13 protein-coding genes are annotated in these 13,573 nt (G+C 69.8%); 4 read left to right on the top strand and 9 right to left on the bottom strand.

Annotation, left to right across the window (positions count from 1 at the left end; genetic code table 11):
* The first annotated feature begins 9 nt into the window (after positions 1–9).
* A complete protein-coding gene (locus tag OG828_RS24770; RefSeq protein ID WP_328502368.1) occupies positions 10–1,431 on the top strand; it encodes a dihydrolipoamide acetyltransferase family protein in 1,422 nt (473 codons plus the stop codon).
* 280 nt (positions 1,432–1,711) lie between these two features.
* Here OG828_RS24770 and OG828_RS24765 read toward each other — a convergent pair whose 3' ends face one another.
* Together OG828_RS24765 and OG828_RS24760 are read right to left on the bottom strand one after the other, a co-directional pair.
* Positions 1,712–2,473 carry a BRO-N domain-containing protein gene (locus tag OG828_RS24765; RefSeq protein WP_443060179.1) on the bottom strand — a complete coding sequence of 254 codons (762 nt, stop codon included), beginning with the start codon at positions 2,471–2,473 and terminating at the stop codon, positions 1,712–1,714.
* Between the two features lie 130 nt (positions 2,474–2,603).
* Entirely contained in the window at positions 2,604–3,398 is a 795-nt protein-coding gene (locus OG828_RS24760; protein ID WP_328502367.1) for a carbon-nitrogen family hydrolase, read from the bottom strand.
* Between the two features lie 180 nt (positions 3,399–3,578).
* Here OG828_RS24760 and OG828_RS24755 point away from each other — a divergent pair, with 180 nt between their 5' ends.
* Positions 3,579–4,403, top strand: a complete 825-nt coding sequence (locus tag OG828_RS24755) for a maleylpyruvate isomerase family mycothiol-dependent enzyme (RefSeq protein ID WP_328439625.1) — start codon at positions 3,579–3,581, stop codon at positions 4,401–4,403.
* Between the two features lie 54 nt (positions 4,404–4,457).
* On the opposite strand, the gene OG828_RS24750 is transcribed toward OG828_RS24755, so the two are convergent.
* The 3 genes from OG828_RS24750 to OG828_RS24740 form a co-directional block, all read right to left on the bottom strand.
* On the bottom strand, positions 4,458–5,243 hold the full coding sequence (locus OG828_RS24750; RefSeq protein WP_328502366.1) for a hypothetical protein: 786 nt from the start codon (positions 5,241–5,243) through the stop codon (positions 4,458–4,460).
* 152 nt (positions 5,244–5,395) lie between these two features.
* Positions 5,396–6,691, bottom strand: a complete 1,296-nt coding sequence (locus tag OG828_RS24745; RefSeq protein ID WP_328502365.1) for an MFS transporter — start codon at positions 6,689–6,691, stop codon at positions 5,396–5,398.
* Positions 6,688–7,350: a GntR family transcriptional regulator gene (locus OG828_RS24740; protein WP_328439622.1), complete on the bottom strand. Its 663-nt coding sequence runs from the start codon at positions 7,348–7,350 to the stop codon at positions 6,688–6,690. Before OG828_RS24740 ends, OG828_RS24745 begins: the two co-directional genes overlap by 4 nt.
* Positions 7,351–7,536: 186 nt before the next feature.
* Between OG828_RS24740 and OG828_RS24735 the strand changes: the two genes are divergently transcribed.
* The gene (locus tag OG828_RS24735; protein WP_328360838.1) at positions 7,537–8,436 is read left to right on the top strand and encodes a D-alanyl-D-alanine carboxypeptidase family protein; all 900 of its coding nucleotides are present in this window, start codon (positions 7,537–7,539) and stop codon (positions 8,434–8,436) included.
* Positions 8,437–8,542: 106 nt separating this feature from the next.
* Here the strand turns inward: OG828_RS24735 and OG828_RS24730 are convergent, their stop codons facing one another.
* The 3 genes from OG828_RS24730 to OG828_RS24720 form a co-directional block, all read right to left on the bottom strand.
* Positions 8,543–11,218: a SpoIIE family protein phosphatase gene (locus OG828_RS24730; RefSeq protein WP_328502364.1), complete on the bottom strand. Its 2,676-nt coding sequence runs from the start codon at positions 11,216–11,218 to the stop codon at positions 8,543–8,545.
* A gap of 131 nt (positions 11,219–11,349) precedes the next feature.
* Complete coding sequence (locus tag OG828_RS24725) at positions 11,350–11,844, bottom strand: LURP-one-related/scramblase family protein (RefSeq protein WP_328502363.1); 495 nt, start codon at positions 11,842–11,844, stop codon at positions 11,350–11,352.
* Entirely contained in the window at positions 11,841–12,842 is a 1,002-nt protein-coding gene (locus tag OG828_RS24720) for a helix-turn-helix domain-containing protein (protein ID WP_328502362.1), read from the bottom strand. Before OG828_RS24720 ends, OG828_RS24725 begins: the two co-directional genes overlap by 4 nt.
* 51 nt (positions 12,843–12,893) lie before the next feature.
* On the opposite strand from OG828_RS24720, the gene OG828_RS24715 reads away from it, so the two are divergent.
* On the top strand, positions 12,894–13,280 hold the full coding sequence (locus tag OG828_RS24715) for a cupin domain-containing protein (RefSeq protein ID WP_328360826.1): 387 nt from the start codon (positions 12,894–12,896) through the stop codon (positions 13,278–13,280).
* A gap of 2 nt (positions 13,281–13,282) precedes the next feature.
* Here OG828_RS24715 and OG828_RS24710 read toward each other — a convergent pair whose 3' ends face one another.
* Positions 13,283–13,519 (bottom strand): DUF6458 family protein, encoded by a 237-nt coding sequence (locus tag OG828_RS24710; RefSeq protein WP_328360823.1) that lies wholly within the window; start codon positions 13,517–13,519, stop codon positions 13,283–13,285.
* Positions 13,520–13,573 lie beyond the last annotated feature (54 nt).

Here is a 13,573-nt window from a genome sequence, read left to right as displayed (position 1 = left end):
GAGAGGGTCGTGACGACGATGACTGAAGCGTCCGTACGCGAGTTCAAGATGCCCGACGTGGGCGAGGGGCTCACCGAGGCCGAGATCCTCAAGTGGTACGTGCGGCCCGGCGACACGGTGACGGACGGCCAGGTGGTCTGCGAGGTCGAGACGGCCAAGGCCGCGGTCGAGCTTCCCATCCCCTACGACGGCGTGGTCCGCGAACTCCACTTCCCCGAGGGCACCACGGTGGACGTGGGCACGTCGATCATCGCGGTGGACGTGGCGGGCGGGGCAGCACCGTCTCAGGTGGCGCCGGTCGCGCCACCACCCGCGGAAGAACCCAAGCCGCAGAGCACGGGCTCGGGCCGCACGCCGGTGCTGGTGGGCTACGGAGTCGCCACGTCCTCGACCAAGCGCCGCCCCCGCAAGGGGCCGGAGGTCCCGGTCCAGGCGGCGTCGGCGGCGATCCAGACAGAGCTGAACGGACACGGGGCAGCCGCGCCGCAGCCTGCGGCTCCGGCGGCGCCTTCCTCCGCGGCTCCTCAGGACCGTCCACTGGCGAAGCCGCCGGTGCGCAAGCTGGCCAAGGACCTGGGCGTGGACCTGGCCACGGTCACCCCCTCCGGCCCGGACGGCATCATCACGCGCGAGGACGTCCACGCGGCGGTGGCCCAGCCGAAGGCTCCGGAGGAGGCGCCCTCGCCCGCTCCGGTGATCGCCCCGCCCCCCACGCCGACATACGACACGTCCCGCGAGACCCGTATCCCCGTCAAGGGCGTCCGCAAGGCGACGGCGGCGGCGATGGTCGCCTCGGCGTTCACGGCGCCGCATGTCACGGAGTTCGTCACGGTCGACGTGACCCGCACGATCAAGCTCGTCGAGGAGCTCAAGCAGGACAAGGAGATGGAGGGCCTGCGGGTCAACCCGCTCCTCCTGATCGCCAAGGCCCTGCTGGTCGCGATCAAGCGTCACCCCGAAGTGAACGCGTCCTGGGACGAGGCGGCCCAGGAGATCGTCCAGAAGCACTACGTCAACCTGGGCATCGCCGCGGCCACCCCCCGCGGCCTGATCGTCCCGAACGTCAAGGACGCGCAGGACAAGACGCTTCCCCAACTGGCCGAGGCGCTGGGCGAGTTGGTATCGACGGCGAGGGAAGGCAAGACCTCCCCCGCCGCCATGCAGGGCGGCACGGTGACCATCACCAACGTCGGCGTCTTCGGCGTCGACACCGGCACGCCGATCCTCAACCCCGGAGAGTCCGCGATCCTCGCCGTCGGCGCGATCAAACTCCAGCCGTGGGTCCACAAGGGCAAGGTCAAGCCCCGCCAGGTGACGACACTGGCGCTCTCCTTCGACCACCGGCTGGTGGACGGGGAGTTGGGCTCGAAGGTGCTGGCGGATGTGGCGGCGATTCTGGAGCAGCCGAAGAGGTTGATCACCTGGGCGTGACGGTGCGGGGCGGTATAGGTTGAAAGCCGAAGGGACGGCCGCAATTTCGGTTTGCGGCCGCCCCTTCAGTTGTGAGGTCGGTCAGGAACCCTCGAGTACGTAGATCGGTTCCTACTCCTCATTTGCCCCGCGCGGGAGTGGATGCAGGCGTGCTTCCGCAGCAGGCGCAGGCATTCCTTGGCACGGTGCACCGGCAGTTCCGTACGGACCGCGATCGAAGCCGGCGGCTGGCGTAGTTCGCCCCGCTCGACCAGAACCGGCGCGATCATCACCGCACCGCTCAGACGTCCAGCGTCCCGAACAGCCGCTGCCGCCAGTCGGCCAGTACGGCTTCGATGGTCGGCTGCGCGGAAAGGCTCGCAGTGGGTACTGGGCGGTCGAGGGTCAGGCCGTCGAGTCGGTCCGCAATGCGTTCCATGACTTGGGCGATGGCCTGTTGCGCGGTGAGCGTCGCCCGCTGAACCTCCAGCATCTCTCTCTGCACTGCGAGCGATTCGCGTTGGGCGACCGCAATCCCCTCGTCCACCTGAAGGCTGTGCGCCGCAAGCCGGGTGATGGCTCCCGCGACCTGCTCCGGCATCGCGTACGCGATCTGAGCACCCGGACCGGCACACTGCACCTCGGTCTCGTCAAGGGAGTAGGAACCCTCGCGTTGAACGGTCTCGATCACCTCGGCGACCCACTGCTTGAAGGGGGCACTGGCGGGCTTGGTGCAGTTGATGATGAGAAGGGCCAACCCTCGGGAGTCGATGAGATTCAGGTCTCGGCGCCACTCTCTACCTGCGGGAATGCTCAGACCGTAAGCTCCACTGACGGTCTCGAGGTTTTCTCGGTGCTCCGCGGGAACATGGTCGGCGAGTGCCTTCTTTGGGTTGGTGAGCCCCAACTCCTTGCACACATCCACCGCCGGAAACCAATGCGCCCCGTCCGGCATGGTCAGTCGGCGTACCCGGGCTCCCGTGGCCGCGTACACGAAGTCGCTGATGTTGATCGCTTCGTGCCGTGGCACTGGGTCGGGTTCGTGCTTGCTGGGTTCGATCATGTGAACCACCTCCGTCGCGGAATCTAGGACGGAGGAAATCGAATATGCCAACCCGCGCAAGGATGTTCACGATTGCGAGGGAAAGATCGCCAATTCCGCTGTGCAGCCTTGTTGGTAGATGTACTACGGGTCACCTACGCGGCGGCTCCAGCCCCAGTACGCGATCCTTCAATGCCGGGAACTGTTCGCGGGTCACGCCCACCTTCCCGGGATCGAACTCCACCGCGAGGACCTCCTCCCCGGCACCCGCCTCCGCGAGGACCTCCCCCCACGGATCGACCACGATCGAGTGACCGGCCTGTGGAACCCCGGCATGGGTCCCGGCCGTTCCACAGGCGAGCACGAACGCCTGGTTCTCCACCGCCCGCGCCTGAGCCAGCAGCGTCCAGTGCGCCCGGCGCCGCTCCGGCCAGCCCGCCGGGACGACGAAGGTCTCGGCACCGGCGTCGACGAGAGAGCGGAAGAGTTCGGGGAAACGGAGGTCGTAGCAGGTGCCCACGCCGATGGTCGTCTCCGGCAGGCGAACCGTCACCAGTTCCTCGCCCGCGCCCATCAGCACCGCCTCGCCCTTGTCGAAACCGAAGCGGTGGATCTTGCGGTAGGCGGCGGCGAGGTCACCGGAGGGAGAGAAGACGAGAGACGTGTTGTAGAGCGGCCCGTCAGGGTCCCGTTCCGGAATCGAGCCCGCGTGCAGCCACACGCCGGCGTCGCTCGCGGCCTTCGCCATCACCTCGTACGTCGGCCCTTCGAGCGGCTCGGCCTCGGTGCCGAACTCCTCGTACGCGAAGGCCCCCGTCGTCCACAGCTCCGGCAGTACGACGAGATCCGCGCCCGCCTGCTCCCGTACCAGAGAAGCGATGCGCCGTCGGCGCGATTCGATCGATTCGCCCTCGTTCACCGCGATCTGGAGCAATGAGGCGCGCACGCTACCACCGTCCTGGCATTCGAGCCGTACACACGGCCTACGATCGTCACACGAAAGCACTGCCGGGGTGCCTCACAGCAGCGTAACTTAGCGTTCCAAGACACCCGCCGACAGCAGCCACCTCCCACTGGCAACGCCGCCACAACCAAGCCTGTACCGACCGCCGAGGGGTCCCGTTCCGTGAGTCTGCATCCCACTCTCCAGCCCTACGCCGACGCCTGGACCCACTCCATCGAAGCGATATCCGAGCTGGTGCAGCCCCTTGTGGAGGGCGAGTGGAACCGGCGGACACCGTGCCCCGGCTGGTCGGTCCGTGACGTCGTCTCCCATGTCATCGGCCTGGACTGCGAGATGCTCGGCGACCCGCGCCCCATCCACACGCTCCCGCGCGACCTCTTCCATGTCACGAACGACCACCAGCGCTACATGGAGATGCAGGTCGACGTACGCCGCCACCACACGGGGCCCGAGATGACCTCCGAGCTGGAGCTGGTCACCATCCGGCGCAACCGCCAGCTGCGGAACGAGTCCCGCGATCCGGGGACGAAGGTGCGCGGTCCGCTCGGCAGCGAGATCACGCTCGAAGAGTCCATGCGCCATCACGCGTTCGACGTCTGGGCCCACGAACAGGATCTCCGTGTCGCCCTCGGCCGCCCCGGAAACCTCGACTCGCCCGGCGCGCATGTGGCCCGTGACGTCCTTCTCGACGCCCTCCCCGACATCGTCGCGAACAAGGCGAACGCGCCTCGCAGCTCGGCGGTCGTCTTCGACGTCCACGGCCCCATCGAGTTCCTGCGCACCATCCGCGTCGACATCCAGGGCCGCGGCACCCTCGAAACGGCGCCTGCCCTCGGCCCCGCCGCCACCCTCACCCTCGACTGGGAGACCTACATCCGTCTGGCCTTCGGGCGCGTGACGCCGGAGTCGGTCGCCGACCGGATCAAGGCCGAGGGCGATGTGGATCTGACGGCGGCGATTCTGCGGAACTTCACGGTGACGCCGTAGCCGGGGAGACCGGGGCCGGCCGGCGAAGGCCGGCCACGCGTCGGGTCCGTCGGCTCAGCGGTCTTCCGTGACCGTCGTGGCGATGCCGTCCTTTATCTCGACCTCGGCGGAGACGCCCTTCTTGGCGGCGCTCTCCAGCTGGGTCAGGGTGCACTGCGGCGTCTCCTCGGACTGGGGGGTGCCGCAGATGGTGCCGGCGCCGTACACCCGCGTGCTGTCGGAGACGAAGAACGCCTGCTCGACGCCCTTCATGTCGGAGACGGTGAACTTGCCCGGTGCGAGGTAGGCGACGTTGCCGAACCAGGTGCCGTTGACGCCCGTCGTGCCGGTGCCGTTCTCGACGTCGTGGCGCTCGCGTACGACGGTGGCGATGCCGTCCTTGAGTGTCACGTCCGCGGTGACGGCCGCCTTCTTGGTGGCCGTCTCCAGCTGGTCGAGCGTGCAGCTCGGGCCGGCCTCGGACCCCGGGCTCCCGCAGATCGCGCCCGCGCCGTGCACCGCGGTGTCGTCGGCGACGAAGAACGCCTGGTCGGTCTTTCCGGCCACGTGGACGGTGTACTTGCCCGGGGCGAGGTAGCTGACGGTGCCGCCGGCGAACGTGCCGCTCACCCCCTGCTGGGAGGAGCCCGCCGCGTTCTGCGCGGACGCGCCGGTCGACGTCGAGTCCTTGGAGGTGTCGGAGTCCTTGGATGTCCCGGTCTTCTTGGACGAGGACTTGTGCTGGGAGCTGCCGGTGCTCGAGGAACCGTCGCTACCGGAGCCGTTCTGACAAGCGGTCATCGCGAGCCCGGCGGCGAGCGCGGCGGTGACGAGGACGGCCTGGCGCAGGTGGCGGTTCATCACGGAATTCCCTTCGGAGGCGCGGAGTTCGTTCGATGACTATGAGGGCCCGACAGCCCCTCAGGTCACGCCCGTCCCCGCCTCACGACACCGTTGTCACACCCCTATGACAGAGCAACACCTCAGCCGCAAAGGTCAGCTGCGGTGAACCGTCACGCCGGCACATGCACCGTCGCCACCCGGCTCGCCACCAGCCGCTCCCGCTCCCGCCGAGCCGCCCGCTTCCGCAACCGCAGAATCTGGCTCACGCCCAGCGCCTGGAGCACGAACACCGACGAGAACGCCACCGTGTAGTCGTCCCCGGTCGCATCCAGCAGCACCCCGACCGCGAACAGCGTGGTCATCGAGGCGACGAAGCCGCCCATGTTGGTGATCCCGGACGCCGTGCCCTGCCGCTCGGGCGGATTCGCCGGCCGGGCGAAGTCGAACCCGAGCATCGAGGCGGGACCGCACGCTCCGAGTACCGCGCACAGCATCACCAGCAGCCACATCGGCGCGTGCTCCCCGGGATACGCCAGCACGGCCGCCCACATCAGCGCCGTCGCCCCGACGGTCCCCAGCGCGAGCGGAAGCCGCGCCGCGTGATGCCGGGCGACGACCTGGCCGTACACCAGACCCACCAGCATGTTCGACAGCACGACGAGCGTCAGCAGTTCCCCGGCGGTCGCCCGCGACAGCCCCTGCGCCTCGACCAGGAACGGCAGCCCCCACAGCAGCAGGAAGACCATCGCCGGGAACTGGGTGGTGAAGTGCACCCACAGCCCCAGCCGTGTCCCCGGCTCCCGCCACGAGGCGGCGATCTGCCGGCGGACGTAGGCCGCGCCCTGATGCGGGAAGGGCTCGGGCTCGTGCCCCTCGGGGTGGTCCTTCAGGAACAGCAGGAGCAGCACCAGCACCACCACGCCCGCGAACGCGCTCCCCGCGAAGGCCGTGGTCCAGCCCACGCCGTGCAGCAGCCGCGCGAGCACCAGCGTCGAGACGAGGTTGCCCGCCATGCCGGCCAGCCCGGCGAGCTGCGCCACCATCGGCCCGCGCCGGGCCGGGAACCAGCGGCTGCCGAGCCGCAGCACGCTGATGAACGTCATCGCGTCACCGCAGCCGAGCAGCGCACGGGAGGCGAGGGCCATGCCGTACGACGGTGAGAACGCGAACCCGAGTTGCCCCGCCGTGAACAGAACCACGCCGATCGTCAGCACCTTCTTCGTGCCGAGCCGGTCGACCAGCAGGCCCACGGGTATCTGCATGCCCGCGTACACGAGCAGCTGGAGGATCGAGAAGGTGGACAGTGCGGAGGCGCCCACGTCGAACCGCTCGACCGCGTCGAGGCCGGCGACCCCCAGCGACGTACGGAAGATCACGGCGACGAAGTAGACGGAGACGCCGATGCCCCAGACGGCGATGGCCTTGCGGCCGCCGGGCGGGTCGCCGGGGAGGGCGACGGCGCTCATCGGACCTCACCCCGCGCGAGGTGCGAGAACCAGCCGACGTGCCGGTGGACGACATCGACGGCCGCCTGCGCGTCCCCGGAGCGCAGCGCCTGAAGGATCTCCTCGTGCTCGGCGAGGGTCTTGGCGATCCGGTCGGGGTGGGAGTGCATCACGGCGACGCCCATGCGCAGTTGCCGGTCGCGGAGTTGGTCGTAGAGCCGGGAGAGGATCGCGTTGCCGCCGCTGCGGACGATCTCGGCGTGGAAGCAGCGGTCGGTGACGGCCGCCGCGGCGAGGTCGCCGGCGGCGGCGTGCGCCTTCTGCTCGGCGAGCAGTTCCTCCAGCCGGGTGATCAACCGCGGACTGGCGGGTACGGCCTTCCGCGCGGCGTGCTCCTCGACCAGCAGCCGGGTCTCCACCACGTCCGCGATCTCCTGCGCGGAGACGGGCAGGACCAGCGCGCCCTTCTTCGGATAGAGCTTGATCAGCCCCTCGACCTCCAGGCGGAGCAGCGCCTCGCGCACCGGAGTGCGGGAAACCCCTACAGCCTCGGCGAGTTCGCCCTCGGTGAGGAGGATGCCGCCCTCGTAACGCCGTTCCAGGACGCCCTGCTTGACGTGGGCGTAGACGCGGTCGGCGGCAGGCGGTTGCTTGACGGGTGCGGGCGGGGCTGAGGGCATGCCCACAGCTTAGATACAACACGTACGCATGAGGCTGATCGTTCCAGCATGCGGACGCGCCGAAATCCGCCCCACGCACCGCGCAACCATCTGTGCTGGTTACATGTCCCACGTATGCGGCCTGCCTGTTTCGCCATTCAACTCGGCCGCATCTCAGGGGCATTCGACGTATTCGGGGTATATCAGTTGATAACTGCCACCAAGGGCATCCGTGTCCGCAGAGCCGCCGCCGTCGTCGTCACGACAGGTGCGATGCTGGCCACCGGAGCCCTCACCGCGGCACCGGCGCAGGCCGTGACGGCGCCCACCATCACCGCCAAGGGCGGATTCCTGATGAACGGTGCCACCGGCGCGACGCTCTTCTCCAAGTCGCCTGACACCAAGCGGCTCACCGCCTCGACCACGAAGATCATGACCGCGAAGGTCGTGCTCTCGCAGTCGAATCTGGACCTGAACGCCAAGGTCACGATCAAGAAGGCGTACAGCGACTACATCGTCGCCAACGGCGCCTCGTCGGCCCGGTTGATCGTCGGTGACAAGGTCACGGTCCGTCAGCTGCTGTTCGGGATGATGCTGCCGTCCGGCTGCGACGCCGCGATGGCGCTCGCCGACAAGTTCGGTTCCGGCTCGACGGTCTCGGCCCGCACCAAGAACTTCATCGGCAAGATGAACACCATGGCCAGGACCCTGGGCATGGCGAACACGCACTTCGACTCGTTCGACGGCATAAGCCGCGGCTCGAACTACTCGACGCCGAAGGACCTGACGAAGCTCGCCCGCAGTGCGATGAAGACGTCCATGTTCCGGGGCGTCGTGAAGTCCAAGTCGTACACGGCGAAGACCATCACCAAGACCGGCTCCACCCGCACGATGGCAGCCTGGAAGAACACGAACACCCTGCTCGGCTGGAACGGCACGCTCGGCATCAAGACCGGCTCCGGCACCGAGGCCAAGTACTGCCTCGTCTTCAGCGCGACGAAGAACGGCGAGACGGTCGTCGGCGCCGTCCTCACCGCCTCCTCGGAGGCCAACCGCACGACGGACGTGAAGAAGCTCATCAACTACGGCTACGCACGCATCAGCTGACGCCGACTCACCGAAGGGGCCTGCCGCGATCGAACGCGGCGGGCCCCTTCGCCGTTCAACGGTGGCCGTTCTGGGTGCGGGGTCGAGGTCGGTCAGCGCGGTGTCGTCAATGCTCCAGCGGCTGCTCCGTCCAGATCACCTTCCCGCCCCCCGAATACCGCGTCCCCCACCGCTCCGCGACCTGGGCCACCAGGAACAGCCCCCGTCCGCCCTCGTCCGTCGTGGCCGCGCGTCGCAGGTGCGGGGCCGTGCTGCTGGCGTCGGAGACCTCGCAGATCAGGGTGCGGTCGCGGATGAGGCGGACGTGGATGGGGGCGGTGGCGTGGCGGAGGGCGTTGGTGACGAGTTCGCTGAGGATCAGTTCGGTGGTGAAGGCCTCGTCGGACAGGCCCCAGGACTGGAGGGTCCGGGTGGCCGCCGCCCGGACGCGGCCGACCGCTGCGGGGTCGGGCGGTACGTCCCAGGACGCGGTGCGGTCGGCGGCGAGTCTGTGGGTGCGGGCGACGACCAGGGCGATGTCGTCGCGCTGCCGGTCGGGCCGCAGGGCGTCGAGGGTGGCGTCGCAGGTCTCCTCCGGGGTGCGGCCGGGGCCGGTGAGGGCGCGGCGGAGCAGTTCCAGGCCCTCGTCGATGTCACGGCGCTGGTCCTCCACCAGGCCGTCGGTGTAGAGCACGAGGCCGCTGCCTTCCGGCAGTTGCACCATCGTCACCTCGAAGGGGAGCCCGCCGCCCAGACCCAGCGGAGGGCCGCCGGGGACGGTGACGAACTCCGCCTCGCCGTCCGGACGGACGAGCACCGGTTCGAGATGGCCCGCGCGGGAGAGGGTGCAGACGCCGGACGCGGGGTCGTAGACGGCGTACAGGCAGGTCGCCCCGGTGACCGGCGCGTTCTCGTCCTCGCCGCCGCCCTCGTCCCCTTCCTCGTCCTGGTCGATGCGTGCCACCAACTCGTCCATGTGCCACAGGAGTTCGTCGGGCGGGAGGTCCAGGGTCGAGAAGTTGTGGACGGCGGTCCGCAGCCGGCCCATCGTGGCCGCCGCATGCAGGCCGTGCCCCACCACGTCGCCCACGACCAGCGCCACCCGCGCGCCCGGCAGTGGGATGACGTCGAACCAGTCGCCGCCGACGCCGCCCTGCGCGGCCTGCGCGGGCAGATAGCGGTAGGCCACGTCCAGGGCGCTCTGGTCGGGCAGGGCCCGCGGCAGCAGGCTGCGCTGCAGGGTGACGGCCATGTCGTGCTCGCGGGTGTAGCGGCGGGCGTTGTCGATGCTGACGGCGGCGCGGGCGACGAGTTCCTCGGCGAGGGAGATGTCGTCCCGCTCGAAGGGTTCCTGCTGGTCGCCACGCCAGAAGGTGGCCACGCCCATGATGACGCCGCGGGCGCGCAGCGGTACCGCAAGCATCGAGTGGATGCCGAACGCGACGATGTTCCGGGCCCGTTCGGGCTCCTGCACCTGCCAGCCGGAGAGCGTGGTCAGATCCTCCTCGAGCACCGGCTCACCGGCGAGGAACCCGGCGGCCTGCGGGGTGGTCGCCGCGAAGTGGATCAGCTTGCCGGGCGCGTAGAGCGGGCTGCCCTCCTTCACGCCCTGGAACGCGACGCGGCGCATGTCGGTGATGCCCGCCTTCGGCTCCCCGCCCCGCAGCACGGGATCTGCCACGTCGACGGTGACGTAGTCGGCGAACCGGGGGACCGCGAAGTCCGCCAGCTCCTGCGAGGTGCGGGTCACGTCGAGGCTGGTGCCGATCTCCAGCCCGGCGTCGTACAGCAGCCGCAGCCGCTGCTGAGCCACCTCCGCCCGGCCGGTGAGGGCCTGCAGCTCGGTGGTGTCGCGCAGGGTGGCGACGCTGCCGGGCGGCCCGCCGTCCCACGCGGTGGACCGCCGGCTGACCGCCAGCAGCCGGCCCCGCGACAGCTGCACCTCGTCGGTGGCGTCCCGGCCGGACGCCAGCAGCCGGGCCAGGTCGCGGTCGATGCCCAGGTCCTGGATGAGCCGGCCCTCCGCGTACGGACCCAGCCCGAGCAGCCGCCGCGCCTCGTCGTTGGCCAGCGCCAGCCGCCCGTCCCCGTCCATGATCAGCACGCCTTCCCGTACGGAGTGCAGGACCGCGTCGTGATGCTCGTACATCCGGGTCATCTCGGTGGGCCCCAGCCCGCGCGTCTGGTGCCGCAGCCGCCTGCTGACCAGGGCGGTCCCGCCGGTGGCGACGGCGAGGGCGACCCCGGCCGAGGCGAACAGCACGGGCAGCTGGTGATCGACCACCCCGCCCACGCTGGCCAGCGTCACGCCGGCGGCGACCAGGCCGATGACCTTGCCGTCCGCGTCCTCCACGGGCACGACGGCACGCACGGAGGGGCCCAGCGTGCCGGTGAAGGTCTCCCGTACGACTCCGCCCGCCGCGGCCGGGGCGATGTGGCCGATGTAGTGCTTGCCGATCTGGGCGGGGTTGGGGTGGGTGTAGCGGATGCCCTGCGGGGTCATCACCACGATGAAGTCCACGTCGGACGCCTTGCGCGCCGCCTCCGCGCGCGGCTGGAGCACCGCGGACGGGTCCGGCGACTCCAGGGCCGCCACGACGCCCGGCGCGTTCGCGAACGTCTCGGCCACGGCGAGGGAACGGTTGCGGGCCTCGCGCTCGCTGTCGCCGCGCACCTGCAGCACCACGGCGATCACGGCGGCGACCACGAGCAGCACGACGATCGCCGCCTGCAGGATGAAGACCTGCCGGGCGACGGTACGGATGCTTAGCGCCCGGCGCATGCGACCGAGGAGTCCGGCCATGACTCTTTTGTCTCACAAGTGCGGCGACTGGGATACCGATGCGCGCTCCGGGGTGCCGAGGTTGGCCGTCGGGCGGCTGCGGGGCCGTCGTGGCTGGTCGCGCAGTTCCCCGCGCCCCTATGGGGCGCTATTCAGTCCCCCTCGCGTTCCCTCTCCGCCAGATGGATCACGCACACCGTCACCGCGATCAGCAGTGCCGGGTCCGCGTCGCCGCGTACGACGTCGACGCCGTAGGTGTCGCGGATGTGGAGCCAGCGCCGGGAGATCACGGCGAGGAGTTCGCCGTCGTACTCGACGGCGAATTCGCGGTCGAGGATCTTGCCGCTGACGTCGAGTTCGGTGCCGTCGACGAGGGAGACCCGGTAGTGGTTGCGCAGGAGGGACATCCGCTTGCGCTTGATGCGGGCCAGGGGGTCGCCGTTGCGCTCGATCACCATCGTGTCCCGCAGGGCGAGCATCTTCTGGTGGATGTCGATGAGGACGCGCCCCTGGGTGTCCTTCAGCTCGAAGGTGTCCCGCAGCCGCATCGCCTTGCCGTCGACGAGGTACACCTTGTTGCCGCTGTCGTCCTCGATCCAGTAGTCGTCACCGAAGCCGAGGAGCCTGTCGCGTACGAGGAATCTCATGACATCAGGACTTCCACGCCATCGGCCCCGAAACGCCGCCGGTAGGCCGACGGGCTGAGCCCGGTCTCGCGCCGCAGCCGCGCCCGCAGATTGGCGGCGGTGCCCAGGCCGCTGCGCGCGGCGACCACGTCGAGCCGTTCCTCCCCGCGCTCGATCATCCGGCACGCCAGCGCGACCCGCTCCCCGGTCAGCCAGGCCAGCGGGGTCGTCCCCAGCTGGGCGCGGAAGCGGCGGTGCAGGGTGGCCGGGCTGACCGCCGCCCGCGCCGCGAGGTCCGCCACCGTCAGCGGCTCGCCCAGCCGTGCCTGCGCCCATGCCAGCAGGGGCCCCAGCGATTCGTCGGGCACGTCCGGCAGCGGCCGTTCCACGAACTGCTTCTGCCCGCCGTCCCGGTGCGCGGCGAACACCAGCCGCCGGGAGACGGCATTGGCGATGTCGGCGCCATGGTCACGCCGTACGACGTGCAGGCACAGGTCGAGCGCGGCGGCGCTGCCCGCGGCGGTGAGGATGTCGCCCTCGTCGACGAAGAGCACGTCCGGTTCCAGCAGCACCTTCGGATGCAGTTCCCGGAAGGTGTCGGCCCAGCGCCAGTGCGTGGTGGCCCGGCGTCCGTCGAGCAGTCCGGCCTCGGCGAGCGCGAAGCTTCCGGTGCACAGGCTCATGATCCTGGCCCCGCGCGCGTGGGTGCGGCGGATGGCGTCGAGGACGGCGGCGCCGCGCGGTACGACGTTGTCGGGGCGGCCGGGGACGACGAGGGTGTCGGCCGCGTCGACGGCCTCGAGGCCGGGCACGCCGGTGAGGGTGAAGAAGCCGTGGTTCATCCGGACTTCAGGGGTGGGCGTGCACAAGGTGACGTCGTAGAGAGCGCCAGGGAGCCCCAGCTCGGGCCGTGGCAGCCCGAACAGCTCGGTGGCGACGCCGACTTCGAACGGGTTGGTGCCCTCGTCGACGATCACGGCGACCCTATGTGTACGCGGCTGAGAGGATCCTTGCGCCATGTGCGATTCCTAGCACTCGCACGCGCTCCCGGCCACCCGCACGATGGGCGCATGGAACCCATCTCGCTGGAAAAGGCCCTCTCCTCCTTCACCGAAACGTGGAGCCCCCGCATCGTGACGGCCGTCAACGACTACGACGTCCGCGTGGCCAAGGTCGACGGCGACCACGTCTGGCACGTCCACGACCACACCGACGAGTTCTTCCTGGTCCTGGACGGCGAGCTGCACATCTCACTGCGAGAGGCACAGGGCGAACGCACGGTCGTCCTGCCGAAGGGCTCCGTCTTCACGGTCCCCCGCGGCACGGAACACAAGCCGTACGCCCCCGCCCCCGCCGCCATCCTGATGTTCGAACCCACCGGCACCCTCACCGTGGGCGACCGCCACGACGAGGTGCCGGACCATGTGGACGCCACGACGGGGCATGCCCTGACCTGATGTCAGCGGCCGTATCCGTCGTGGTAGTGGTGCCGTTCCTCTTCGATGACCGGCGTCGAGGGTGGCACCACGACCCGCCGGCGCCGTGCGACGCTGCTGAACGTCACCACTCCGATCAGGCCGACGATCATCAGGATGACGCCGACCAGGTCGAGGTTGACCCCCTCCATGTGCCAGTCGGTCGCGAAGGAGAGGATGGCTCCAACGGCGATGAGGATGATGCATCCGCCGAGGCCCATGAGCTGTTCGCCTCCCTGTCCGGTCCGGTCGTTCCGGTCTTCCGGTCGGGGGCG

It is taken from the genome of Streptomyces sp. NBC_00457 (genome assembly GCF_036014015.1).
GTDB lineage: Bacteria > Actinomycetota > Actinomycetes > Streptomycetales > Streptomycetaceae > Streptomyces.
This window is presented reverse-complemented; position numbering and strand designations above follow the sequence as displayed.